The 26,943-nt window shown below is 47.2% G+C and carries 26 protein-coding genes; 25 read left to right on the top strand and 1 reads right to left on the bottom strand.

Annotated features, from left to right (window positions below):
• The first annotated feature begins 2 nt into the window (after positions 1–2).
• The 24 genes from murD to DWW60_RS06525 all read left to right on the top strand — a co-directional run bounded on the left by murD (position 3) and on the right by DWW60_RS06525 (position 24,387).
• Positions 3–1,364, top strand: coding sequence for a UDP-N-acetylmuramoyl-L-alanine--D-glutamate ligase (gene murD / locus DWW60_RS06415; RefSeq protein WP_055223901.1), 1,362 nt, complete (start codon positions 3–5; stop codon positions 1,362–1,364).
• Positions 1,365–1,369: 5 nt separating this feature from the next.
• The gene (locus DWW60_RS06420) at positions 1,370–2,515 is read left to right on the top strand and encodes an FtsW/RodA/SpoVE family cell cycle protein (RefSeq protein ID WP_022217213.1); all 1,146 of its coding nucleotides are present in this window, start codon (positions 1,370–1,372) and stop codon (positions 2,513–2,515) included.
• Between the two features lie 24 nt (positions 2,516–2,539).
• Positions 2,540–3,946 (top strand): cell division protein FtsQ/DivIB, encoded by a 1,407-nt coding sequence (locus DWW60_RS06425; RefSeq protein ID WP_117874698.1) that lies wholly within the window; start codon positions 2,540–2,542, stop codon positions 3,944–3,946.
• 125 nt (positions 3,947–4,071) lie between these two features.
• Complete coding sequence (gene ftsZ, locus DWW60_RS06430) at positions 4,072–5,361, top strand: cell division protein FtsZ (protein ID WP_022217215.1); 1,290 nt, start codon at positions 4,072–4,074, stop codon at positions 5,359–5,361.
• 87 nt (positions 5,362–5,448) lie between these two features.
• Positions 5,449–6,969 carry an NAD(P)H-hydrate dehydratase gene (locus DWW60_RS06435; RefSeq protein ID WP_117548713.1) on the top strand — a complete coding sequence of 507 codons (1,521 nt, stop codon included), beginning with the start codon at positions 5,449–5,451 and terminating at the stop codon, positions 6,967–6,969.
• Positions 6,953–8,125 carry an alanine racemase gene (gene alr, locus DWW60_RS06440; RefSeq protein WP_330375637.1) on the top strand — a complete coding sequence of 391 codons (1,173 nt, stop codon included), beginning with the start codon at positions 6,953–6,955 and terminating at the stop codon, positions 8,123–8,125. The genes DWW60_RS06435 and alr overlap by 17 nt, the downstream gene beginning before the upstream one ends.
• Positions 8,126–8,228: 103 nt before the next feature.
• The gene (locus DWW60_RS06445) at positions 8,229–8,573 is read left to right on the top strand and encodes a type II toxin-antitoxin system PemK/MazF family toxin (protein WP_055144003.1); all 345 of its coding nucleotides are present in this window, start codon (positions 8,229–8,231) and stop codon (positions 8,571–8,573) included.
• 30 nt (positions 8,574–8,603) lie between these two features.
• Positions 8,604–9,404 (top strand): hemolysin family protein, encoded by an 801-nt coding sequence (locus DWW60_RS06450; RefSeq protein WP_117548715.1) that lies wholly within the window; start codon positions 8,604–8,606, stop codon positions 9,402–9,404.
• 46 nt (positions 9,405–9,450) lie between these two features.
• Positions 9,451–10,200, top strand: coding sequence for a YebC/PmpR family DNA-binding transcriptional regulator (locus DWW60_RS06455; protein WP_015533161.1), 750 nt, complete (start codon positions 9,451–9,453; stop codon positions 10,198–10,200).
• 187 nt (positions 10,201–10,387) lie between these two features.
• The gene (locus tag DWW60_RS06460) at positions 10,388–12,124 is read left to right on the top strand and encodes an ABC transporter ATP-binding protein (protein WP_117548716.1); all 1,737 of its coding nucleotides are present in this window, start codon (positions 10,388–10,390) and stop codon (positions 12,122–12,124) included.
• A complete protein-coding gene (locus tag DWW60_RS06465) occupies positions 12,117–13,877 on the top strand; it encodes an ABC transporter ATP-binding protein (protein WP_117874700.1) in 1,761 nt (586 codons plus the stop codon). Before DWW60_RS06460 ends, DWW60_RS06465 begins: the two co-directional genes overlap by 8 nt.
• 209 nt (positions 13,878–14,086) lie before the next feature.
• Positions 14,087–15,307: an aspartate aminotransferase family protein gene (locus DWW60_RS06470; RefSeq protein ID WP_022217221.1), complete on the top strand. Its 1,221-nt coding sequence runs from the start codon at positions 14,087–14,089 to the stop codon at positions 15,305–15,307.
• Between the two features lie 59 nt (positions 15,308–15,366).
• Positions 15,367–15,861, top strand: a complete 495-nt coding sequence (gene queF / locus DWW60_RS06475; protein ID WP_015533158.1) for a preQ(1) synthase — start codon at positions 15,367–15,369, stop codon at positions 15,859–15,861.
• Positions 15,862–15,906: 45 nt separating this feature from the next.
• Positions 15,907–17,205, top strand: coding sequence for a bifunctional folylpolyglutamate synthase/dihydrofolate synthase (locus DWW60_RS06480; RefSeq protein ID WP_055272691.1), 1,299 nt, complete (start codon positions 15,907–15,909; stop codon positions 17,203–17,205).
• Positions 17,192–17,338 (top strand): hypothetical protein, encoded by a 147-nt coding sequence (locus DWW60_RS13500; RefSeq protein WP_015533156.1) that lies wholly within the window; start codon positions 17,192–17,194, stop codon positions 17,336–17,338. The genes DWW60_RS06480 and DWW60_RS13500 overlap by 14 nt, the downstream gene beginning before the upstream one ends.
• Positions 17,339–17,367: 29 nt before the next feature.
• On the top strand, positions 17,368–18,978 hold the full coding sequence (locus DWW60_RS06485; RefSeq protein WP_015533155.1) for a tetratricopeptide repeat protein: 1,611 nt from the start codon (positions 17,368–17,370) through the stop codon (positions 18,976–18,978).
• Between the two features lie 112 nt (positions 18,979–19,090).
• The gene (locus tag DWW60_RS06490) at positions 19,091–19,438 is read left to right on the top strand and encodes an anti-sigma factor antagonist (protein WP_015533154.1); all 348 of its coding nucleotides are present in this window, start codon (positions 19,091–19,093) and stop codon (positions 19,436–19,438) included.
• Positions 19,439–19,455: 17 nt separating this feature from the next.
• Complete coding sequence (spoIIAB, locus tag DWW60_RS06495; RefSeq protein WP_015533153.1) at positions 19,456–19,893, top strand: anti-sigma F factor; 438 nt, start codon at positions 19,456–19,458, stop codon at positions 19,891–19,893.
• Positions 19,893–20,576: a sigma-70 family RNA polymerase sigma factor gene (locus DWW60_RS06500; protein ID WP_022217223.1), complete on the top strand. Its 684-nt coding sequence runs from the start codon at positions 19,893–19,895 to the stop codon at positions 20,574–20,576. Before spoIIAB ends, DWW60_RS06500 begins: the two co-directional genes overlap by 1 nt.
• A gap of 57 nt (positions 20,577–20,633) precedes the next feature.
• Entirely contained in the window at positions 20,634–21,257 is a 624-nt protein-coding gene (locus DWW60_RS06505) for a stage V sporulation protein AA (RefSeq protein WP_015533150.1), read from the top strand.
• Positions 21,247–21,663, top strand: coding sequence for a stage V sporulation protein AB (locus DWW60_RS06510; RefSeq protein ID WP_022217224.1), 417 nt, complete (start codon positions 21,247–21,249; stop codon positions 21,661–21,663). The genes DWW60_RS06505 and DWW60_RS06510 overlap by 11 nt, the downstream gene beginning before the upstream one ends.
• Before the next feature lie 40 nt (positions 21,664–21,703).
• On the top strand, positions 21,704–22,153 hold the full coding sequence (locus DWW60_RS06515; RefSeq protein WP_015533148.1) for a SpoVA/SpoVAEb family sporulation membrane protein: 450 nt from the start codon (positions 21,704–21,706) through the stop codon (positions 22,151–22,153).
• 119 nt (positions 22,154–22,272) lie between these two features.
• Positions 22,273–22,653, top strand: a complete 381-nt coding sequence (locus tag DWW60_RS06520) for a DUF3783 domain-containing protein (protein WP_015533147.1) — start codon at positions 22,273–22,275, stop codon at positions 22,651–22,653.
• Positions 22,654–24,387 carry a VanW family protein gene (locus DWW60_RS06525; RefSeq protein WP_022217225.1) on the top strand — a complete coding sequence of 578 codons (1,734 nt, stop codon included), beginning with the start codon at positions 22,654–22,656 and terminating at the stop codon, positions 24,385–24,387.
• A 7-nt stretch (positions 24,388–24,394) separates the two neighbouring features.
• On the opposite strand, the gene DWW60_RS06530 is transcribed toward DWW60_RS06525, so the two are convergent.
• Positions 24,395–25,750: a chloride channel protein gene (locus tag DWW60_RS06530; RefSeq protein ID WP_022217226.1), complete on the bottom strand. Its 1,356-nt coding sequence runs from the start codon at positions 25,748–25,750 to the stop codon at positions 24,395–24,397.
• Positions 25,751–25,915: 165 nt separating this feature from the next.
• On the opposite strand from DWW60_RS06530, the gene spoVAD reads away from it, so the two are divergent.
• A complete protein-coding gene (gene spoVAD, locus DWW60_RS06535) occupies positions 25,916–26,941 on the top strand; it encodes a stage V sporulation protein AD (RefSeq protein ID WP_055144017.1) in 1,026 nt (341 codons plus the stop codon).
• Positions 26,942–26,943 lie beyond the last annotated feature (2 nt).

Here is a 26,943-nt window from a genome sequence, read left to right on the forward strand (position 1 = left end):
ATATGGAGATCAATACAGCGATAGTAGCAGGAACAGGAAAGAGTGGAATCAGTGCAACCAAGCTTCTGGTAAATCATGGAGTAAAGGTTTATCTGTTCGATGAGAACAAGGACAGAGATATAGAGGCGATAAAGGAGAAGACAGGCGATTCAGAGCTTGTTCAGATAGAACTCGGTGAGCTTGGAGAGGATGCCCTCTCATCATCACAGCTCATGGTCATCAGTCCGGGAATCCCTGTTGATGCGCCATTTACAGATGTGGTGAGAAATGCGGGAATACCTATCTGGAGTGAGATAGAGCTGGCATACCATTATGGTAAGGGTAAGATAGCAGCCATAACAGGAACAAACGGCAAGACTACAACTACAGCCCTTGTGGGAGAGATAGTCAAGGCACACAATGCCAAGACCATCGTTGTGGGAAATATTGGAATACCTTACACAGAGCTGTGCGACACAACAGACGATGATTCAGATACAGTTGCAGAGATAAGCAGTTTCCAGCTTGAGACGGTTATAGATTTTCATCCGAATGTCAGTGCAATACTCAACCTGACTCCGGATCATCTGAACAGGCACTATACATTTGAGAATTATGGAAATGTAAAGTTTTCAATAACAAAGAATCAGACCATGGATGATGTGACAGTCCTCAACTATGATGATGAGCATACACGCGCCATGGGAGAGAAGGCAAAGGATCATTGCCATGTAGTATATTTCAGCAGACTGGAGAAGCCGGCCGGTGGAGTATATGTAGAGGATGGGGATATCATCCTCGAGGATGGCGATAAGAAGATCAATGTACTTGCCATTAAGGATCTTAAGCTCATGGGAGCTCACAATGTTGAGAATGTTCTGGCAGCAGTTGGAATATCATATTATATGGGAGTCCCTGTTGATGTTATCAGAGATGTTGCAACATCATTCAAGGCTGTTGCTCATAGAATAGAATATGTTGACACCATCGATGGTGTCGCATACTACAATGATTCAAAGGGAACAAACCCTGATGCAGCCATAAAGGGAATACAGGCCATGGTGGCTCCTACATTCCTCATAGGTGGAGGCTATGACAAGGGTTCTGAGTACGACGAGTGGATAGAGGCGTTTGACGGCAAGGTAAAGTGGCTCGTTCTCATAGGCCAGACTGCGCAGAAGATAGCTGACTGTGCCAAGAGACATGGATTTAACTCAATTATATTTGAGGAGAATCTTCAGGATGCGGTAGCATATTGCCATGAGAATGCGGTTGACGGAGATGCGGTGCTTCTCTCACCTGCATGTGCAAGCTGGGGACAGTTTGACAACTACGAGCAGAGAGGCGATATGTTCAAGGAGTATGTAAGAAGCTATAAGGAGTGATCTGATTGCATGGAGGTCCTGAGGTTTCAGAAGATAGAGTGAGAGATGCACGAAAACGGTGTCCGGGAGGATATGTGGATGTGACCATGCTCCTGGCGCTGGGGATGATTCTGATATTTGGGCTTGCCATGATATACAGTACGAGCAGTTACAGGGCGTACGACCTGTACGGAGATCAGATGTACTTTTTTAAAAGACAGGCACTTTATATGTTGCTGGCGATCCTCGCCATGTACATAGTGTCAAGATATGACTACAGGCGGCTGCTCAGGCTGTCTGCGGTCATTTTGCTGTCATCACTTGTTCTTCAGGTGGTGGTGCTGATAATAGGAACGGCCAGCCATGGGTCAGCAAGATGGATATATATTGGACCTATAGGATTTCAGCCATCAGAATATGCCAAGACGGCGATCATAATCTACACCTCGGCGAGGGCTGCCGTGGAGAGCAAAAATCTGTGCAGACCGGGCTGCCTTATAAAGGTAATGATCCTGCCCGTGATCACCATAGCCCTGATCGGTGTGGAGAATCTCAGCACGGCTATAATCTGTTTTGCAATCCTTTTTGTAATATTGTTTGTGGGAAGCCCCAGGGTCAGACATTTTGTTCTGATCGGTATATTTGGTGTTGTCGGGAGTGTGCTTTTCATAATGTTCGCAGGCTACAGGGCGAACAGAGTCAAGATATGGCTTGATCCTGAAAATTACGCAGATGGCTATCAGACGGTTCAGTCGTTATATGCCGTTGGTTCCGGTGGACTGTTTGGAGTGGGCTTTGGGAGAAGTGTCCAAAAGATGGGGTTTATTCCGGAGTCACATAATGATATGATATTCTCAGTCGTGTGTGAGGAGCTCGGAATTGTTGGAGCGGCATTTATACTTATCATTTTTCTTATATTACTTAGGCGGATGGCTGTGACGGCCATGAATGCCAGAGACAGATTTGGAAGCATGCTCACAGCGGGAGTGATGGCACATGTGGCGGTCCAACTGCTGATAAATGTGAGTGTTGTCACGAATACCATTCCGCCGACAGGTGTGCCGATGCCATTTGTCAGTTATGGCGGAAGTTCGATAATTTTCATTCTGATGGAGATGGGGATAGTGATGTCCGTATCCAGAGGAATTTCGTATGACGAAACAGACATATGACAGATCCTTTAAAGGAAGATTTGAATGGAAAACAACAATAGACGAAATGTTAATAAAAATAGAATGAGCAGAAATGTTGATGTTGCGCAAACCAGACGTGAAAGCGGCTATGTGGATGTCATGACCGGAAAACGCCTCGACGGAAGGGTCAAGGTTCCGGTTGATAAGAGAAGACAGCAGACAGATAGCCGCAATGGACAGCGGAGAGCAGACGGAGATATGCGCCGCAGGACGGATGAGCAGACACGAAGAAGGCCTGATGGGGAGCACCGCAGAACAGGCGAACAGGCGCGCAGAAGACCAGACGCAGAGCGTCGCAGATCTGACGAGCGGGTGCGCAGAAGACCAGACGGAGAGCGCCGCAGATCTGACGAACAGGTGCGCAGGAGACCAGATGGAGAGCACCGCAGATCTGATGAGCAGGTGCGCAGGAGACAGGATGGAGAGCGTCGCAGATCTGATGAGCAGGTGCGCAGGAGACAGGATGGAGAGCGTCGCAGACCGGATGACCGGATGCGCAGAGAGGATGCAGAAAAACGCAGATCCGAGGAGAGACGCAGGCGTAAGCAAGATCAGGCGGTTGCTGCAAAAAAGAAGAACAAGAAAAAACGCAAAAAAGAGCGCAGAAAGCTTACCCCGGAGGAGATAGAGAGAAAGAAGAAGCTGCAGGCGGAGAAACTTGCCAGAAGAAAGGCGAGACGTGAGAAGGCGGCAAGGATATTCAAGATAGTTCTCAAGATACTTCTTATTCTGGTGGTGCTGTGTGCTATAGCGTTTGTATACATACGTACATGTTATAAATTGAAGTCCATAAAAGTGACCGGAACTGATCACTACACTGACCAACAGATGGTCGATATCGTGACCGGCGGTAAGGATTATGGCAATACGCTGCTGTTTATACTTGAGAGCAGACTGAATCCTGCCCAGGATGTAACCTTTATAGATAAGATAGACGTCACATATGTGAACAGGAATTCAGTAGAGATCACGGTGTACGAGAAGGCCATGGCGGGCTGCATAAAGTACAACGATCAGTATGCATATTTTGATGGCGATGGTATCGTGCTCGAGATATCCGATGCAAAGCTTGATGATGTTCCTTGTATAGAGGGACTTACAAGTGACAGCGTGGAGCAGGGAAAGAAGCTTGATGTCGGTGATTCGGGATTCTTCCAGGAGATACTGACTATGACACAGCTCATTTACAAGAGCGGAATACAGATAGACAAGATTACTTATGACACAGATCAGAATCTCATACTTCACAAGGATGGAATAAAGATCAGAATCGGCGACGGTGAAAACCTGGAGACGAAATTCATGAATCTTGAGAGCATACTTGAGAGCGTGAAGGGTAAAAAGGGAACTCTTGATATGTCGAATTACAGTGAATCGCAGAGGAACGTTATCTTTAAAGAAAATAAATAAAAAATTTCTTGCGTAATGATATAAAAAATCGTATTATATAGGTACTAATGCGATAAAACGGTCAGCTTTTGAGCAGATGACAATGATTGATGGATAAAGAATAAGTATATAAGGAGGATGCAACCGTGCTTGAGATAAAATCAAATGACGAGAGAACACCGGCAAGGATTCTTGTAATTGGTGTCGGCGGTGCAGGTAACAATGCTGTTAACAGAATGATCGATGAGAATGTTGAGGGAGTGGAACTTATCGCTATCAATACAGATAAGCAGGCTCTTTCACTCAGCAGAGCTACAACAAAGATCCAGATAGGTGAGAAACTTACCAAGGGTCTTGGTGCTGGTGCAAAGCCTGAGATCGGTGCCAGCGCTGTAGAGGAGAATAGAGAAGAGATCGTAGACATCATCAAGGACGCCAACATGGTATTCGTAACATGTGGTATGGGTGGTGGAACAGGAACAGGCGCTGCCCCTGTCGTTGCAGAGATGGCACGTAACCTTGGTATCCTCACAGTCGGAGTTGTCACAAAGCCATTTGGTTTTGAGGGTAAGCCTCGTATGAGAAACGCGATCGAAGGTATAGAGAGACTTAAGGAGAATGTGGATACACTTATTGTTATCCCTAACGACAAGCTCCTTCAGATCTGTGATAAGAGAACAAGTATTCCTGATGCGCTGAAGAAGGCAGATCAGGTACTTCAGCAAGGTGTTCAGGGTGTTACAGACCTTATCAATAAGCCGGGTCTTATCAACCTTGACTTTGCAGATATACAGACAGTTATGAGAGATAAGGGTATCGCTCATATCGGTATAGGTTCAGCAAGCGGAGAGAACAAGGCTGTTGACGCCATCAAGGAGGCTATGGATTCACCACTTCTTGAGACAACCGTTTCAGGTGCAACAGATATCATCGTAAACTTCTCAGGTAACATTGGTATCGTTGAGGCTTATGATGCTGTTACATATCTTACAGAGCAGGCTGGAGATGGAGTCAACATCATCTTCGGTACAGTTGACAATGACAACATGGGTGAGGATATAAGCATCACGATCATTGCTACAGGTCTTGAGAGATCAGGCGAGAGCGATGTCACCGCAAGATATGCAGGTACTGCATCTCCTATGGGAACAATGACCACACCTAAGCCAGCAGTTACAACAACACCTGCTGCAGAGCCAAAGACTGCTACATATGCAGGCCAGAGCCTTGGAACACACAGCACTCAGACAAGCACAAGACCATCGTTCCTCGGCGGTCAGACAACTGAGACTGCTCCGGCAGCAAAGCCAGCATACACAGCACCTGTGACACCAGCACAGCAGACACCTGTAACATCAACACCAGTTGAGCCGGCACATGTGTCAAGACCAAAGACAGAGAGTATCAAGATTCCTGATTTCCTCAAGAAGAGATAAGGAAGAGATCGGAAGATTTTATAGGTAAGTATAAAACGGGTAATTTCGAGAGAAATTATCCGTTTTCTTCAATAAGGAGGCAGAAATATGTTTTATGTTGCAGACCGAACAGAGATGCAGGAGATAGACAGGCTGACCATAGAGGAAAAGGGTGTGCCAGGGATCCTGCTTATGGAGAGAGCTGCGATCACCGTGCTGGAGGAGATAAATTCCAGACTGAAGTCTATAAACGCGGACAGAAAATTAAAGTGCCTTGTGGTTGTTGAAGGCGGCAATAACGGCGGGGACGGACTGGCTCTTGCGAGACTCCTGTACCAGCAGGGAGATATTGTCCATGTCTGTTATATAAATGGAATATCGAGAGTAAGCGACAGCTTTTCATATCAGCTTGAAATAGCGAAAAAAATCGGCATACAGGTGACGGATCACATCATTGACAGTGATTACGATGTGGTTGTGGACGGAATATTTGGCGTCGGACTCAAGCGTGATGTGGCGGGAATATGGAGAGAGACCATAGAGACGATGAACGGACTTGTCGGCTTTAAGGTTGCTATAGATACCCCGTCAGGTGTGGATGCCAGCACGGGGCAGATCATGGGATGTGCATTCAGGGCAGGCATGACGGTCACATTTGGACTGAATAAAAGAGGGCTGATATTTTATCCCGGCTGCGAGATAAGCGGAGAGGTCGTTGTGAGAGACATAGGATTTGCACAGGCTGAAGTGGACAGAGTACACCCGGTGGCATATTCCTACAACAGAGACGATCTGTGCATGCTTCCGGGACGGAGTGATTCATCAAATAAGGGAACATATGGAAAGCTTGCGGTGATAGCTGGAAGCAGAGACATGTCCGGTGCCATGACATTTGCGGCGGAGGCTGCATACAGGATGGGAACAGGGCTTGTGAAGATATACACACATATCGACAACAAGGAGATAGCAGGAGTAAGAATTCCTGAGGCTGTGCTTATGTGCTATAGCAACAAAGATGAAGCGGAGCAGTGTGCAAGGGATGCCGTGGAGTGGTCGGATGCCATACTGATCGGTCCTGGTATAGGAAAAGGCGATGCGGCAAGGAGCATGGTGGAATATATTATGTGTGAGGCCGTGCAGACCGTGATCGCGGATGCGGATGCCTTGAACATAATATCCGAAAAGCCCGATATTCTTGGAAGACACAGAGGACCGGTGATCGTAACGCCACATATAGGAGAGATGTCAAGACTTACAGGCGTCGCCATACCGGATATAAAAAAGAATATATTAGAGGTGTGCAAAGACTTTTCGATGGAGTATAATGTTGTAAGTGCGCTGAAAGATGCCAGAACATGCGTAAGTGACGGCAGGGATGTGTACATAAACACATCCGGTAATAACGGTATGTCAACTGCGGGGGCAGGGGATGTGCTTGCCGGGATAATAGCTGGGCTTGTCTGCACCGGACTTGGTGCGTATGAGGCTGCGAAGCTGGGAGTATATATACATGGGTTGGCAGGAGATATGGCGGCAGAGCACAGAGGAAGAAATGCAATGATAGCCAGGGATATAGTGAGCGCTATATCGGAGGTTATAAAAGGAGCAGAACATGATGGACAACAGTAACTTTAACAGAGTGCAGGCTGTGATAAATCTTGACAATATAAGGGATAATATCATGGCTATGAAGAGGCTTATAGACGGTGATAAGAAGATGCTGGCGGTCATAAAGGCAGACGCCTATGGACACGGCGCTGTCGAGGTGGCAGAGGCACTTGATGATCTGGTGGATTTCTTTGCAGTGGCATTCATCGATGAGGCTTTGGAGCTCAGAAGAGCAAATATAGATAAGCCCATATTGATACTGGGCTACACAGATCCCTCGGATTACGAACTGATTATCAGATATGATGTTAGACCTGCCATGTATGAGGTGGACGATGCACAGAAGCTCTCGGATCTGGCGGTGAGCATGAATACAAAGGCAAAGATCCATATCAAGGTCGATACAGGCATGGGAAGAATCGGATTCACATGTGATGAAGATGGCGTGAAGAACATAGAAAAGATCAGTCAGATGCCGGGCATAGAGATAGAGGGGATATTTACCCATTACGCAAAGGCTGATGAACTCGACAAGACCGCTGCAAATGGTCAGCTTGAGAAGTTCAGGTGGATAAACAGCCAGCTTGAGGCACTTGGAATACACATACCTGTAAGACATATATCTAACAGTGCGGGTATCATGGAGATGGACAATTCGGATTTTGATATGGTCAGATCGGGAATAGTCACATACGGACTTTATCCATCAGATGAAGTAGATAAGAATATAGCGGCTTTGAAACCTGCTATGAGACTTATGTCCAAGGTTATATTTGTGAAGGACGTAAAAGCCGGAACAGGTATAGGATATGGATGGTCCTATATAGCGGATCATGATATAAAGGTTGCGACGGTGTCGGCAGGATATGCCGATGGATACCCAAGAGCACAGTCCAATATAGGCCGAGTTATCATCCATGGAGAGTATGCTCCGATCATCGGAAGGGTGTGCATGGATCAGTTCATGGTTGACGTGAGCCACATTGATGGTGTAAAAGTAAGAGATGACGTAACTCTCATCGGACAGGATGGAGACAGAGAGGTAACTGTCGAGGAGGTGGCAGCGCCTGCCAACAGCTTTAATTACGAGCTGGTATGTAACATATCAAGACGAGTTCCGAGAACATACATAAGGGACGGCAGAGAGCTTGGACAGGTAAACTATCTTCTGGATTAACGAATAACCGGTACTGTCATGGGCAATACTTTTTTTAGAGTGGAATACATACTATATAAGTATATAGCCACATTCAATGAAAGTATTTGTGGGGTGAACAGAATTGGTGATCAGACGTGGGGATATTTATTACGCGGATCTAAGACCGGTGGTTGGATCGGAGCAGGGAGGCATACGACCTGTTATAGTAGTTCAGAATGAGGCTGGGAACAGACACAGTTCCACGGTCATAATAGCTGCGATAACCAGCAAGATGAAGAGGCCAAAACTTCCAACACATATCATGCTTGATTCTTCAAGCTGTGATATAGCGAAGGATTCCGTCATATTGTTGGAACAGCTCAGGACTATAGACAAACAGCGCCTGAAAGAAAAGGTGTGTCACGTTGACGCTGATGTGCTGAGGCGTGTTGATGAAGCTCTGAAGATAAGTCTTGAACTGGCATAAAATAATATATGAGGTGATACAGACAATTATATGAAGATTTTTAACAAAAAATCAGAAGAGGAAAAGGTAGAAGAAGAGATCATATCCATGGTGAACGAGGGAAATGAGCAGGGACTTATAGAGGACTCTGAGGCCCAGTTTATTACAAACATATTTGAGTTCACTGACAAGGAGAGCAGAGATGTGATGACGGCCAGATTGAACGTCATGGCTATAGACAAGAACTCTGATCTGGACGAAGTCATGGAGATAATGATAGAGAATAACTATTCAAGATATCCGGTGTATGACGGTGATCTTGACAACGTAGTTGGAATAATCTATTTCAAGGATTTTGTGAAGGAATATCTGCGAGATAAGACGAAATCACTGGCTGAGATCATGGTTGAGGCTACATTTGTACATCCTACGTACAACATAGCAAAATTGTTCCGCAGGATGCAGACAGCAAAGATACATATGGTCATAGTTGTGGATGAGTATGGTCAGACAGAGGGAATTGTGACCATGGAGGATATTCTGGAAGAGATAGTCGGTAACATACTTGACGAGTACGATGACGCCAGCGAGGATATCAAGAAGCGTGGCGATATGTACATAGTCAGTGGTAAGGCTGAACTGGATGAGCTGAGTGACGTTCTGGGGATAGAATTCCCGGACGAGGACTTCCAGACGCTGAACGGATTTCTGCTGTATGAGCTGGGGAGACTTCCATATGCGGATGAGGAGATAGAGATAGTGTATCAGAACTACAGATTCACTTCCCTGTCGGTAAATAACAACATGATCGGTGAGGTAAAGATCACAAAGGTTGAAAAAACACCGCAATAGTGATAATATACGTAACTAGTAATCAAGAGAAAGAGGAGAATTAACGATGTCAGGACATTCAAAATTTGCGAACATCAAGCACAAGAAGGAAAAGAACGATGCAGCAAAGGGTAAGATCTTCACAATCATTGGTAAGGAGATCGTGGTAGCAGTAAAGGAAGGCGGAGCAAATCCTGAGAACAACAGTAAGCTTCGTGATGTAATCGCCAAGGCAAAGGCAAACAACATGCCTAACGATACTATCAAGCGTGGTATCGAGAGAGCGGCAGGAGATGCAAACTCAGTAAACTATGTAGTGAATACATATGAAGGCTACGGTCCTAACGGTACCGCCATCATAGTAGACACTCTTACGGACAATAAGAACAGAACAGCAGCCAATGTGCGTAACTGCTTCACAAAGGGTGGCGGTAACGTAGGTACAACAGGCTGTGTATCATATATGTTTGATCACAAGGGACAGATCATCATTGCAAAGGAAGACTGTGATATAGATGCAGATGACCTCATGATGATGGCACTGGATGCAGGAGCTGAGGATTTCTCAGACGAGGATGACAGCTACGAGATCATCACAGCACCTGAGGATTTCTCGCAGGTAAGAGAGAGCCTTGAGAAGGAAGGCATAAAGATGGCTGAGGCTGAGCTCACAATGATACCTCAGAACTATGTTGATATAGACGATCCTGAGGTTGTCAAGAAGTTCACAAGGATTATAGATATGCTTGAGGAGGACGATGACGTTCAGGCAGTATATCACAATGCAAATCTTCCGGAAGAGGACGATGAGGACTGATATATAATTGCAAGGGATATGATAACATTGGTAACAGACAATTACTCAGATAATCAGCGCCATTGCAGCATAGCTTGAAATAGAACTTCCGCACCTTATATATGGTGTGGAAGTTCTATTTGAGTAATGACGACATGGATGGTATCTGTGTCTGTTATATACGGAATGAGTATTGTTAGGAGAAGAGATGAAGGGAATACTTAGATATCTTAAGGACTATAAGAAAGAGTCCATACTTGCCCCGCTTTTTAAGATGTTGGAGGCAACATTTGAATTGCTTATCCCGATCGTCATGGCAAATGTAATCGATGTCGGTATAGCAGGGCGTGACATAAGCTACGTTGTGAAGATGTGTCTCGTCATGATACTTTTGGGAATTATCGGTCTGGTGTGTTCTATCACCGCCCAGTATTTTTCGGCAAAGGCTGCTACAGGATTTGGAACAGCACTTCGAAATGATCTGTTCAGGCATATTACATCACTTTCATACACAGAGATCGACAGCATAGGAACATCCACACTGCTCACGAGAATGACCAGTGACACGAACCAGGTACAGACAGGAGTCAACATGGTGCTCAGACTGTTCCTCCGTTCACCGTTCATAGTGTTCGGTGCCATGATCATGTCATTCACCATCGACGTGAAGTCGGCCATGACATTTGTGGTGACCATACCGGCACTTTCAATTGTTGTGTTCGGTGTTATGGCACTCAGCATACCTCTGTTCAAGAAGGTGCAGAACAGACTGGACAGAGTCACACTGCTCACCCGTGAGGGACTTGAGGGCGCGAGAGTTATCAGAGCCTTCAACAGACAGGACAAGGAATTTGAGGAGTTTGACAAGTCCACGGATGACCTGATGAAGTTCCAGCTCCTTGCAGGACGTATATCAGCGTTCATGAATCCTGTCACTTATGTGATAATCAATCTCTCAACCGCAGCTATAATCTGGATCGCAGCGGGACAGACAGATGCGGGAATCATCACACAGGGAAAGGTCGTCGCACTTGTCAACTATATGTCACAGATACTCGTCGAGCTCATCAAGCTCGCAAACCTTATCGTGACGATCACCAAGGCTGTTGCCTGCGCAAAGAGAATAAATGCGGTCATGGATCAGCAACCATCGATAACAGATGGAACAGGCAAGGCAGCAGGATCACCGGCAAATACTGTAAAGGTAAGCTTCAGGGATGCAAATCTCAGATATGCTGGGGCCGGAGCAGATTCCCTGTCAGATATAACATTTGACGTGGCACCGGGCGAGACTGTGGGAATCATAGGCGGTACGGGTTCAGGAAAGAGTTCTCTTGTAAACATGATCCCAAGATTTTACGATGCCAGCCAGGGAAGCGTGTGCATAGACGGAGTTGACGTAAAGGACTACACCCTGGACGAGCTCAGGCATAAGGTCGGAGTGGTACCGCAGAAGGCTGTATTGTTTGCCGGAACAATAGCAGACAATATCAGGTGGGGCAAGCAGGATGCGACTGAAGCAGAGATAGACGAGGCGCTTGAGATAGCCCAGGCCAAGGAGTTTGTAGACGGCAAGGAGAATGGAATATACTTCAAGATCACCCAGGGGGGCAAGAACCTGTCGGGTGGACAAAAGCAGAGGCTTACCATAGCCAGAGCGGTCGTCAGAAAGCCTGAGATACTGATACTGGATGACAGCGCATCGGCGCTAGATTTTGCAACTGATGCGGCTCTCAGAAAAGCAATCAGGGAGAAGACAAAGGGCATGACTGTATTCCTTGTGTCACAGAGAGCGTCGACCATCATGAATTCGGATAAGATCATCGTCATGGATGATGGTCAGATAGCCGGGATAGGAACCCACAGACAGCTGCTTTCTAACTGTGAGATATACAGGGAGATATGTCAGTCACAGCTTTCGGAGGAGGAACTGTCTCATGAGTAAAGATAAAGGGAATAAATCAGTAAATAAAAAGACGATACTCAGAATACTGAAGTATATCAAGAGATACAGGTTCCTCGTGGTTCTGTCTCTCATATGTGCAGCCATATCGGTCGTGCTCACACTGTATGCACCTATCATCATGGGACATGCAGTTGACAGGGTTGTTGGACCGGGAAAAGTAGATTTTACAGGACTTAAAGGAATGCTTGCAAAGCTTGTGATTGTGGTCGTTATAACGGCTGTTGCACAGTGGGTCATGAACGTGCTCAACAACATGATCACATACAGGGTGGTTAATGATGTAAGAACAAAGGCATATGAGAAGCTTGGCAGCCTGCCGCTCTCATATGTGGATTCACATACACACGGAGACATAGTCAGCAGGATCATAGCTGACGTAGACCAGTTCTCAGACGGACTTCTGATGGGATTTACACAGCTATTTACAGGAGTTATGACTATAGTAGGAACACTGTGCTTCATGCTGTCGATCAACTGGATCATAGCCATTGTGGTCGTATGTATCACTCCGGTATCACTCTTTGTTGCGTCATTCATAGCAAAGAGAACATACAGTATGTTCAGGAAGCAGGCTGAGATCAAGGGTGAGCTCACATCCCTTGTAAATGAGATGGTTGAGAACCAGAAGGTAGTCACAGCATTCTCCATGGAGGATGAGACCTGCGACAGATTCCAGGAGGTCAATGGAAGACTTAATGTGGCAGGACTTCAGGCTACATTCTTCTCATCGATAACAAATCCTAGTACAAGATTTGTCAACAGCCTCGTGTACACAGGCGTTGGAATCATAGGTGCCATAACAGCTATAAAGGGCTTTATATCAGTTGGACAGCTCACAAGTTTCCTGAGCTATGCAAATCAGTATACAAAGCCGTTCAATGAGATATCAGGCGTTGTCACAGAGCTTCAGAACGCGCTGGCATCCGCTGCCAGAGTGTTTGAGCTTATAGACGAGGACCCAGAGGCTGCAGAGCCTGCTGGCGCACACGAGCTCACAGACGTTCACGGTGAGGTGGACCTTAAGAATGTTGACTTCTCATACAACAAAGATGTGGAGCTCATCAAGAACCTCAATCTGAACGTGAAGAACGGACAGAGAATAGCAATAGTGGGACCTACAGGCTGTGGTAAGAGTACAGTCATCAACCTGCTCATGAGATTCTACGATGTGGATGCTGGAAGCATATCCGTGGATGGATATGACATAAGAGAGGTCACAAGAAAGAGCCTCCGCGGCAACTACGGAATGGTGCTCCAGGAGACCTGGCTCAAGAGCGGTACGATAAGGGACAACATAGCATACGGAAGACCTGATGCCACAGACGAGGAGATCATCGAAGCTGCAAAGCAGTCTCATGCTCACAGCTTCATCAAGCGACTTCCTGACGGCTACAACACATATATAACCGAGGACGGAGGAAACCTGTCACAGGGACAGAAGCAGCTCCTCTGTATAACCAGAGTAATGCTGGATCTTCCACCTATGCTCATACTGGATGAGGCAACATCATCCATAGATACAAGAACTGAGATAAGGATACAGAGGGCGTTTGCCAAGATGATGAAGGGCAGAACAAGCTTCGTGGTTGCACACAGACTGTCAACCATCAAGGAGTCAGATGTCATCCTAGTCATGAAGGACGGGCACATCATCGAACAGGGAAATCACGAGACACTGCTTGCAAAGGGCGGCTTCTACACAAATCTGTACAATTCCCAGTTTGCAAGATAATACAGAGAAATGCATAAATATAAAAGGGCTGTGCTTTGAGGTATACCTCATGGTACAGTCCTTTTTAACGGTGGTTAAAGCATTTATCTGTTATATTTCACGAACGCTTGCCAGTGGCGGGCTTTGTGTATATAATGTATGCGGAATGCCTGTTATAATATGGGCGGATATTTGCAGATATACCGGAGAGTATACAAAAGGAGAGAAAGATGAAGGTTAGTGAATCAGGTTATACAAGAGAAGAACTTTTAGAGATAGTAGATACATATCTGGCAGAGCAGTCCAGAAGATGGGAATTCATAGAGGAGAAGGGCGATGGCATGTATGTGTACGCTGAGAACGGCGACAGATACCTCGACTTCTTCGCAGGAATAGCGGTAAGCAGCGCGGGAAATGCCAACAAGAAGGTTGCAAAGGCCATAGCTGACCAGGCGGCAAATGTAATACATGCATCAAACTATGCATATACACTTCCAATGATCCTCCTTGCAAAGAAGGTGTGTGACACCATAGGCATGGAGAAGATCGTGTTCCAGAACTCAGGAACAGAGGCAAATGAAGCCATGATCAAGATGGCTAGAAAGTACGGCGTGGACAATTACGGACCGGACAGATATAAGATCGTGACAGCGAAGAACAGCTTCCACGGAAGAACATATGGTGCACTGTCGGCAACAGGCCAGCCTGATTCGGCCTGCCACAAGGGATTTGCACCACTCCTTCCGGGATTCACATATGCAGAGTATAACAACCTTGAGGACTTCAAGAGCAAATGCGATGAGAACACCATAGGAATCATGGTAGAGCCTGTACAGGGCGAGGGTGGTGTATACCCTGCAGACCCTGAGTTCCTTAAAGGACTTCGTGAGTTCTGTGATGAGAAGAACATGCTCCTCATGTTCGACGAGGTTCAGACCGGATGGGGAAGAACCGGAGACATCATGGCATATATGACATATGGCGTAAAGCCTGACATGGTATCCATGGCAAAGGCCATCGGGGGCGGTATGCCTATAGGCGCGATGTGTACAAGCACCAAGATAGCAGCAGCATTTACACCTGGTGCCCACGGTTCAACATACGCAGCCAACCCTGTGTGTTGTGCAGCGGCGCTTGCAGAGATAGATGAGATATTGGATAACAAGCTCTACGAGAATGCAAAGGAAGTAGGAGCATACTTCATGGAGGAACTCAAGGCACTTCCTTGTGTCAAGGAGATCAGAGGACGTGGTCTTCTTATAGGCGTTGAGTTCAACAAGCCTATCGCATTTGAAGTAAAGCACAGAGCGTTTGAGAACAAGCTCCTCATAACAGCGGTAAGAGACAGCATCATAAGGATCGCACCTCCACTTATCGTTAAGAAGGAGCAATGTGACGAGGCTGTTAAGCTGCTCATCAAGTCTGTGACAGAAGCACTGCAGGAGCAGTAATACAGCGTGATCATATAGCAGAATAAGCATGAATCATAAAAGTAATATAGGAGACCATAATGGGAAGAAGTAAAGAAGAGATGGAGGGTGTGACCCTCCTTGGAAATAAAGACGTAAAGTACAGCATGGACTATGCACCTGAGATGCTCCAGACATTTGACAACAAGCATCCGGACAACGACTACTTTGTAAAGTTCAACTGTCCTGAGTTCACAAGCCTCTGTCCGATCACCGGACAGCCTGACTTCGCAACGGTGTACATATCATATGTGCCGGGCGAGAAGATGGTGGAGAGCAAGTCGCTGAAACTGTATCTGTTCAGCTTCAGAAATCACGGAGACTTCCATGAGGACTGTATGAACATCATCATGAAGGACCTCATAAAACTGATGGATCCAAAGTACATCGAGGTGTGGGGCAAGTTCACACCGAGGGGAGGAATCTCCATAGACCCGTACTGCAACTACGGCAGACCGGGAACAAAGTGGGAGGAGGTTGCCTGGAACCGTCTGGCAAACCACGACCTCTACCCTGAGAAAGTTGACAATAGATAATTGGGTCTGAGCAGCACGCACGGACGGATAGATAGGAGAATCATAATGGCGGATTACAGAGAGACTGTGGATTATATATTGGGTATTCCGCTTTTTGCACAGAAGATTGGCAAGGAGAACCTTTCCAGTCTTTTGTGCCGTTTGGGGAACCCTGAGAAGGCTGTTCCTGCGATACATGTGGCGGGAACCAACGGCAAGGGCAGCACATGCCGCGCTCTGGCGCAGATGCTTGCAGCCCGGGGATACAGAGTGGGATTGTTCATATCACCCCATCTCGTGTCCATAAACGAGAGAATACAGATAAATGGTACAAATATATCCGATGACGATTTTGTGTCGGCATTTGAGACCGTAAAGGGGCAGTTCATGGAGCACCCTTCGTTCTTCGAGGTCATGTTTGCCATGGCGGCGGTGTATTTCAGACAGCAGAAGTGTGACTTTGCCGTATACGAGACAGGAATGGGCGGAAGACTGGATGCGACAAATGTCCTGACGCCGGAGCTTACGATCATCACGTCGGTGGGAATGGATCACATGGAGTATCTTGGCGACACGATAGAGAAGATAGCTTATGAGAAGGCAGGCATCATCAAGCCGGGTGTTCCGGTGATATATTTCAGGCGGGATGAGGCGGCTGCGCGGGTCATAGAAGATACTGCCAAAGAGCGTGGAGCGGACATAATTCCGGTCGAAAAATCAGATTATATAATAAATCATTTGGGGAACAAAACCATTGATTTTTCATTGCATAATCGGTATTATAGTTATTGCAATTTACAGATACAGAAGACATCACTGTACCAGGTGGAGAATGTCAGCCTTGCCGTGACAGCATTCAGGATGCTCATGAAGAGGCGGAATGTACCGGAACAGGATATAGAGAAGACCGTGAGGAATGCACTCCTGCAGTTCTACTGGGAGGGCAGGATGGAGGAGATAGCTCCCCATATATATGTGGATGGTGCCCACAATGTGGAGGCTGTAAATGCATATATAGAGACCATGAACAGGCTTCATGGGGAATATGACAAGATACTGGTATTTGCGGCGGTGAAGGATAAGGAGTATGACTCCATGATACATTTGCTTGCCGGAAATATTACGTTTGGCAGGATAATAGTCACAAGCGTTGACAGCAGCAGAAAGGCGGATTCCGCAAAGCTGGCGGAGATATTCTCGGCGTGTACGGATACTCCGGTCATGGTCAGCGATGAGATTGACGATGCCATGGATATGGCAGTGGAGCTCAGAGGAGACAGAGAGAATACCAACATATACTGCGTTGGTTCCCTGTATCTGGTGGGCGGTGTCAAGAGATGGAGGAACAGACATGATCAATTTTGATGAAGAGATAAAGAGGTTTAAGCCGGCACTTGAACTTGACCAGGCAGAGGATGCAATATACAACAATGATCTCAAGGACATCATGGATGTCATGCAGGAGATGATGAGAGTTGCAAAGGAAGCAGAGAAGTAAAGAACACAGATTGGTCGGGAGATTAAGATATGGCAGATGTACTGAATTGTAAGCACTGCGGTGGAGCGATAGCCGTCACAGGCTACTGTACCAGGTGCGGACTGAAGATAGATTACGTGAACAAGGCTCTCAACTCGTCAAAGTACTATTACAACATAGGGCTTGATAAGGCGAGGGTCAGGGATATGTCAGGTGCGGAGGAGGCGCTCAAGCTGTCTCTGAAGTATGACAAGATGAATATAGATGCCCGGAACCTTCTTGGACTGGTGTACTATGAGACCGGAGAGATAGTTCAGGCGCTCAGCCACTGGGTAGTGAGTGTGAATTATTTTGACGGCAAGAATGTCGCCAAGAGATACATCAAGGAGATAAAATCCAACCCACACAGGCTGGAGGCGGTGAACAATGTAACCAGAAAGTATAATCAGGCGCTGGTATATGCGAAGCAGGGCAGCAAGGATCTTGCCTTTATACAGCTCAGAAAGGTACTTTCCGACAACAGCAGATTTATACAGGGGTACCTGCTCCTTGCACTTCTGTTCATCGACGAGGGAAGATATGACAAGGCTCGCAAGGCACTCAAGCGTGTCATCAAGATAGACAGGACAAATCCAGTGGCGGTCAGATATTTCAATGAGATGGGCCACACTGATGAGGAGATCATGAACTTCAGGGATTATCCGCAGGAGGACTACGATGTGGATTCTCTGTTCGTGGATGACCAGAAGAAGCTCATAGCCGGCAACAGCGAGGTGGATTTTGATGGGGATCCGATTCCGGTTGGAAGATACAAGGACATCAATTTCTACAAATATTCCATCGCTTATATCATAGCGGGAGTTGTTCTGGGACTTGCGGCCATGTGGACGCTCATCATCCCGCACAGGGATAAGGCGGCTGACAATTCAGAGAGAGACCTGAAGGTTACATTCAGTCAGGAGATAGCGGATAAGAACGTGGCCATATCGGAGCTCCAGTCACAGGTGGACAGCATGACCACCAAGCTCACAAATGCTGAGACTGAGGCGAAAAACCTTCAGACACAGATAGATAAGTATGGCGATTACGCTTCACAGGTTCTGTCGGATGACAATAAGGCAAGGGTACAGTCAGCGATCTATAAGTACGAGACCATGACATATGAGGCTGCCATAGATGATCTGAACAGAGTCCTTCAGGATACACCTAACAGCGATGTGGCACTGTTCTACAAGGCGATGTGTTATCTGAAGCTTTCTGATGATAACAATGCCACACTGGTATTTAACCAGCTTGTTGAGAACTGTCCGAACTCCGTATACTACACGGTTGCGTGTGATTATGCGGATGAAGATGCCATACAGGCGGGACTTGAAAAGAAGAATTCTGCAAGTACAGCCAGCACGAACACGGGCGACGGAACAGATACAACCGACAGATCAAGCACAGGTGACGAAACAGGTACGACCGACAGCACGGACACAGGTGACGGAACAGATACAACCGACAGCTCGTATACAGGTGATGGAACGGATACGACCGACAACACGTATACGGATGATGGAACAGGCACCATCGACAATACGTATACAGGTGACGGAACAGACACGACCGACAGTTCGTATACAGGCGATGGAACAGATACAACTGACGGACAGTAACGAAAGACAGAAAGACATATAAAAAGATTATAATTTATAGAAGGCACAAAAGAGACGGATAAGGATTAACCGTTTCTTTTGTGCCTTTTATTTTGTGACAGGGGGATTGAAGATGAATATCTACGAGAAAATGGGGGATACTATAATCGTGTATATGCCCAGAGAGGTGGATGATTATGCGGCGGTGAAGATGACCGCAGGGATAGACGGAGTATTTGCCGAGGAGGTGGTGAGACATGCCATATTTGATTTTGGCAGGACAACGTTCATGGACAGCTCGGGGATAGGACTTATAACGAGAAGGTACAGACAGCTCCACGACAGAGGGGGAAGCGTTGGGGTGATAAATGTAAATGCGAGAATGGACAGGATACTGCTCATGTCCGGTATATACAGGATCGCGACAAGGCTGGACAGCGGTGTCCGGGATGAGGCTGAGGATTGGACAGATAAAATATAGATAACGAGGAGAATGGTATGGATAAGAACAGATTGATCATGGAATTTGGCTGTGATGCCCGGAATGAGGCTGTGGCGAGAGTCGTGGTGGCGGCTATGCTGACGAGGACAAATCCGACACTCAGTGAGGTGGAGGATGTCAAGACGGCGGTGTCGGAGGCTGTCACGAATTCGATAATACACGGATATGGATCCGGGGAGGGAAGCATAATCCTGGAGGCATACATAGAGGAGCGCACCCTGTACATAACGATCACAGATCACGGCTGCGGCATAGAGAATGTCGACAGGGCAATGGAGCCGCTTTACACCACTGTCACGGACGGAAGCAGATCGGGCATGGGATTTTCATTTATGGAGGCTTTCATGGATGAGCTAAAGGTAGAATCCCGCGTGGGTGAGGGAACCGTGGTAAATATGAAGAAGATAATAGGAAAAAGTCAGGAGATATATTGATGGCGGATAATCATCGTCTGCTTGAACTTGCAAAAGATGGAGACAGAGATGCCAGAGATAAACTTGTGACGGACAATATGGGACTGGTGGTCAGCGTTGCCAGAAGATATGTGGGGAGAGGACAGGAACTTGAGGATCTTATACAGATAGGGCTTATAGGCCTTGTAAAGGCCATAGACAGGTTTGATATGGACTATGAGGTAAAACTGTCCACGTATGCGGTTCCACTCATTCAGGGGGAGATTAGACGCTTTCTCAGGGATGACGGAATGGTGAAGGTCAGCAGAAATCTTAAAACGATATACTACAGGGCAGACAGATACAGACACGAGGTCGAAAAAAACAGAGGGACTGAGCCGGGAATGGAGGAGATATGTGAGGCTATAGGAGCGACTCTTGAAGAGCTTGTGATGGCGATGGACGCGGCATCGGATGTGACATGCATAGATGATCTTCACGCGGAGATGTGCGGCACGGAAGATGGAGACCGCATCGTGGACAGGCTGTGTGTATCGCAGCTTCTGGACACGCTCACGCCGGATGAGAGAAAACTTGTGGTGCTGAGGTATTTTCAGGACAAGACGCAGGGACAGACAGGGCAGATCCTTGGCATGAGCCAGGTGCAGGTGAGCCGGCTTGAGAAAAAGATACTCGGAAGACTCAGATGGAAAATATTGGAGTAATATCAGCCATATACATGGACAGACTATTCTTAGAATATAAGAACAGGGGACATGTATATGGCTGAACTTTTGTATTTGAAACTGTCGGAGAGCTGTCTGGCGGAGAAGCGAAAAGTCAAAATAAAAGATGTGGCGACGGTGCTGAGCCCGAATCCCGATATAAAATACGGCGTGGAGAAGCTGGAGCTCATGAGCTTTTCCGGAAGCAAGGAGCAGCAGGTCATATCGGTGATGTACATTCTGCAGGTGATACAGGAGCACTACCCGGACTGCCAGACACAGACCATAGGGGCAACGGACGTGGTTGTGTATTACAGGACATATGACACCAGCGACAAAGTAAAGCAGTTCTTCAAATTCCTGATGATATGCTTCATCGCATTTTTCGGAGCAGGCTTTTCCATCATGTCGTACAACTCGGATGTCAATATGGTTGGACAGCTTGACGTCATGCACAACATATTTGTGGGGCAGGGCAGGGATGCCTATCCTGTGGCGGGAATAGCATATTCCCTGGGGCTCTTCATCGGTATAATCGTATTTTTCAATCACGGTGCAAAGAAAAAATTCTCTGATGATCCTACACCGCTTCAGGTTCAGATGAGACAGTATGAACAGGAGGTCAACCAGACAGTCATAACGGATGCCTCCAGAAAGAAGGCGGAGAGAGATGCTGATTAGATACGCTATGCTTGCCATAGCCTGCTTTGCCAGCGGTGTGGCCATATCGGGCGGGTATTTTGCATTTATATCCATGATAGGAATATTCCCCAAGCTCCTTGAGAAGGTAAAGGGGGCAAGGTATTATCTGCTCATAGAGTGTCTGCTGGCATATGGTGCGGCGCTGGCAAATCTGATATATGTATTCAAAATATCGGTTCCGGTGACATGGGTGGGATATACCATCATATGTCTGTTCGGAGGGATATTTGTGGGATGCCTGGCGGGGGCGCTTACGGAGGTGTTGAATGTCATACCGATCGCGGCCAGAAGATTCAGTGTGAGAAGAAATCTCCCTTATGTCATATACGGCCTTGCCGCGGGAAAACTGGTGGGCTCGGTGCTGAGTGTCGTTCTGGGCATGTGATAAAGTCAAAATTATTTTGTGTGAAATGGAGGTATTTGTTATGAAGTTTGAACCTACAGAGAGTGATTACAATGAATATGTGGAGCTTGTGACACCAACATCAAGTGTGCCAAGAAACTGCCTGTGGGCGTTTCTTGTGGGCGGTGTGATCTGCACGATAGGGCAGGGGATATTTGACCTGCTGGTACACTTCGATGTGAAGGAAGACGAGGCGTATGCGTATGTATCGCTGATACTCGTTCTCGTAAGTGTCATCCTCACAAGTCTGAATCTCTACAAGAAGATAGCAAAGTACGGCGGTGCCGGAGCACTTGTGCCGATCACAGGATTTGCAAATGGTGTGTGTGCGCCCATAGTGGAATTCCAGACTGAGGGTGAGGTGTTCGGAAAGGGCGTGAAAGCGTTCACCATAGCGGGGCCTGTTATACTGTACGGTATATTTACAAGCTGGCTGCTCGGTGTTATATATTGGATAGTCTCAATATGGTGAAATGGGGTTTATTAAATTAAAAATCAACATATTTTCCCCACATCGGTTGACAATATTTGAAAAAATAACATAATGAGTATAGATTTGGACAAAAGAAGAAAGACAGGAGAAATGCTGACATGAAGAGGCTAATGACAGTCAATCTGGCACCTGAGCAGAAGAGTGCAGTACAGGATATATGCAGTGACATAGGTGCGGAGTGCGTTGACATTCAGAGAAAGCATTATGGTATGAAGGTCGGAAGTCTGTGCGACACGGCTGACATATCTGGCTGTGGAGATGAGACCGGACAGACGGAAGATCTCAGTATGGATATGCTCATATTTGACGGAGTGAGCAGCAAAGAACTTGATATATTTCTTGAAAGGTATAAGAAGACCGGGCTTCCGGCAGTAAGGCTGAAGTCGGTAGTGACACGGAGCAACAGGGAGTGGACTGTACAGCAGCTCTACTCGGAGCTTGCAAAGGAATATCTATTCTACAGGATGAGGGGAATGTAGATGGCAGACGAAAGAAGAAACGGACATACAACTGAAAATAGACTTGCGCAGAACAGGCAGAGAGCTTCAGGACGTTCAGGACGGCGTGCATCTGAGCAGTGGAGGAAGAGACAGCAGCGATACAGAGTGATAAGCTGGATACTCACGGCGGTGTTCATGGTGATATTTTATGCGCTAATATGTGCGTGTGTGGGCAACAGAAAGCTGTACAAAAAGACCACCATAAACGGATTAGACGTTGGCGGAATGAAATCTGCGGAGGCGGCAAAGAGCATAAATGACCAGTTCAGACGCGATTACAGCAGTGTGGGCATACAGGTGAAGCTGGATGACAAGACTTACACCCTGGATGTGTCGGCGGCGCTGGATATGGATTCTGAGAAGTCTGTGCAGAAGATACAGGATGACTCACACAGCTTCTGGAGAAGAGGCTATGGGCTTCTGGAATCATGGACACTTGGAAGCAGCTATGATATTTATCCATATATAGGCGACAGCGGCATCATAACGACCGCCATCGAGAGCAGTGATATGATGAAGGTCGATCTGGATATAGAGGATGGATACAGGATAGAGGACAAGAACCTCATTGTGACAAAGGGAAAGGGCAGCTACAGGATAGACACAGACAAGCTGGTAACCCGCATAAAGAAGCAGATAGCAAAAGGAGACTATGGCACTGTGGTGGAATGTCCTGTCGTGTCTGCTGACGTGGATCTGGACGAGGTATACAAAAAGGTACATTGTGAGCCGCAGAATCCAACGCTTGACCCGGACAAGAACTACGAGGTAGTTGAGGCCAAGGACGGTGTGGACTTTGATCTGGAGGCGGCAAAGAAGAGCCTTGAATCTGCCAAGAAGGGAACGGATGTGAGCATCCCGCTCACATACACCCCGGCGGATATGAGTACGGAAGGATACAGGAAGCTGCTGTTCAGAGACGAGATGAGTTCATACAGCACAGAGGTTGAGGGTTCGGAGAACAGAAAGACAAATGTCAAGCTGGCGGCGCAGTATTGCGATGGAACCATACTCATGCCGGGAGAGTCATTTTCATATAACCTCGGAGTCGGAGAGCTCACCGAGGAGAGAGGCTTCCTTCCGGGCCCATCATATGCTGACGGACAGTCAGTCATGGACATGGGCGGTGGAATATGTCAGGTGTCATCCACCATGTACATGGCGTGCCTGTATGCGAATCTCGAGATAGATGAGAGACATTGTCATCCATACCCTTCATCGTATGTTCCTGCGGGACTTGACGCCACTGTGGCGTGGGGCGGATGTGACTTTGTATTTACAAATGACACGGATTACCCGATAAAGATAAGCACAAGCTACGATGGATATTCCACATCATGTACGATATGGGGCACCATCACGGAGCCGTTCAGCGTGGAGCTCTACACGGAGACCGTTGAGACAGAGCCATATGAGACCAAGTATGAGCTGGACAAGAGTCTTGGCAAGGATGAGCAGGTGCTTGACACAGTGGGAATAGAGGGCCTTACAGTGCAGTCCTACAGAAGAGTGTATGACGGCGATGGAAATGTCATATCGGACAATCCTGAGGCGACAAGCGTGTACTCTAAGCGTGACGAGGTGTACAAGGTAGGAAAGCTTCCAAAGGACAAGGATAAAGACAAAGATAAGGATCAGAACAAAGATAAGAGTGACAGCTCAGACACAGATAAGAAGACGACTGAGTCTGAGTCAGATACTCAGGAAGAGTAGCTGCCGGCTACTCCTCAATGTCGTCTGAGTCGTCCTCCCTGATCCTTATAAGGCCTTCCAGAAATCCCGGTTCCTTGGTCTTTATCTCCTGGTTGGTGTAGAGATTGACATAGTGAGGGCGGAGCTTGGAGTAGATGATCTTCTGCTCGTTGTACAGGCTGTAATAGCCGGACAGCATGTAGCTGACGGCACATCCTATGGTGAACAGAAGTATTCCGTGCGCTCCGAACAGTTCTATGCTCAGGAACAGAGATGTAAGAGGACAGTTTACCACGCCACAGAAGAAGCACACCATTCCGAGGGCAGCGGCAAAGCCCGGGTCGAGTCCCATGAGTCCACCCATGACGCATCCAAATGTGGCACCGACGAAGAACGATGGAACGATCTCACCGCCTCGAAATCCACAGCCTATTGTTATGGCGGTGAACAGCGCCTTGAGAAGGAAAGCCGTTGGTTTTGCCTCTCCGTTGAGCGCCTGGGCGATGATGTTCATACCGGTTCCGTTGTAGTCGGTGGTGTTGAGTATTATGTTGAGCAGGACGAGCATCACGCCTCCTGCGAATACGCGCACATACTGGTTCTTGAAATATTTGCGGAAAAGCTTGTGCACAACGTTCATGAATATACAGAACAGACTGCTGAGCACTGCGCACAGGATAGCCAGACCGATGACCTTGATCACCAAAGGCACATCCATGGATGTCGGCATGCCGGCTATATTGTAGTGGTCGTGTACAACGTGAAGCTTTTTCGTTATTGCGTATGCGATGACTGACGAGAACAGACAAGGCACAAATGCGCAGTAGTAGAGGATGCCGATACTTATGACCTCCATACTGAAAAGTGCAGCCGTTATTGGCGTTCCAAACAGTGCCGAAAAGACAGCGCTCATACCGCACAGTGTGAGTATGTGCTTGTCGCTGTCATCCAGCTTGAATAGCTTGCCTATAGAGACACCGATGCTTCCACCTATCTGAAGGGCGGCACCCTCCCGGCCGGATGAACCTCCAAAGAGGTGTGTAATGACCGTCGATATGAAGATCAGCGGAGCCATACGGGAAGGAATCTCGTCCTCCACACTTCTTATGGAACCGATGACAAGATTGGTTCCCTTGGAATGTCTTATTCCACAGATCCTGTATATAAATACGATCACGATTCCCGCAAGCGGCAGAAAATATATTATCATATGATTGTTCTCACGGAAGCCGGTGGCGTACTCTACGCATATATGAAAAGCTGTTCCGACAAGCCCGCATATTGTTCCCATTATCAGTGAAAAAACTATCCATTTGAAAAAAGTCGTAGCATATCTGACACATCTGCTAAAACAGTTTACCCAGTATTCCTTTGTAAATTCCACGGCGATTCTCCATTCCTTTTTCTTTGTAAAGCAACTTTAGTAATGTTAAAGCAAATAAATGAATTTGTCCAGTGCTGAGATTAACAAAAACTACCATTATAATCTGCAGTGCATAAGGGAATTATAGTAACAGTTACATTTATCCATATAAGGGAGTTGCATGATATGAATGAGAAAAAAGGAAAACAGAGCATAAAATTTGGCAATCCCCCATATATACTGGGGGCAGCAGCGGTGGCGGGGCCGAAGGAGATAGACGGCCCCATGGCGAGATATTTTGACAGAGTGAGCGAGGATGCAACATTTGGCAAAGATTCCTGGGAGGAAGGCGAGAGCGAGATGGTGCGTCAGGCGGTGACCCTTGCCATACAGAAGGCGGGAATAGTCAAGCAGGATATAAGGTATATATTTGCCGGGGATTTGCTGGGACAGCTCATAGCGTCGACATTTGGAATCAAGGATATGGAGATACCGGTGTTCGGTCTGTATGGTGCGTGCTCGACGTGCGGGGAGGCACTGTCGCTTGCGTCCATGACTGTGGCGGCGGGGTATGCGGACAACGTCATTGCGGAGGCGTCAAGCCACTATGGAAGTGCGGAGAAGCAGTTCCGTTTTCCCTTGGAATATGGAAATCAGCGTCCCCTGTCAGCTACCTGGACGGTCACGGGAAGTGGTGCCTTTGTGGTGTCAGACAGAGAGTCAGATGTGTGTATCCAGGGCGTAACCACAGGGCAGATAGTGGACTATGGTGTGAAGGATTCCCTCAACATGGGAGCGTGCATGGCACCAGCGGCGGCTGCCGTTATATATCAGAATCTTCAGGACTTTGGAATAAAGCCCACATACTACGACAGGATAATAACCGGTGATCTCGGCAAGGTCGGCAAGACGATACTTGAGGATCTTCTGAGCATGAACAATGTGGATATATCGGCAAATCATATGGACTGCGGTATAGAGATATTTGAAAACGAGGAACAGGATACCCACTCTGGCGGATCGGGCTGTGGCTGCTCGGCGACCGTCCTCGCCGGATATATATTGAAGAAGTTGAGCTCCGGGGAGTGGAAGAGAGTTTTGTTTGTTCCGACGGGAGCCCTGCTTTCCACGGTGAGCTATAACGAGGGGCAGACCATACCGGGGATCGCCCATGCGGTCATGATAGAGCATCACGAAAAGAAAGGTGAGTAGAT

This window comes from Coprococcus sp. AF16-22, assembly GCF_003461545.1.
GTDB classification, from domain to species: domain Bacteria; phylum Bacillota; class Clostridia; order Lachnospirales; family Lachnospiraceae; genus Coprococcus; species Coprococcus aceti.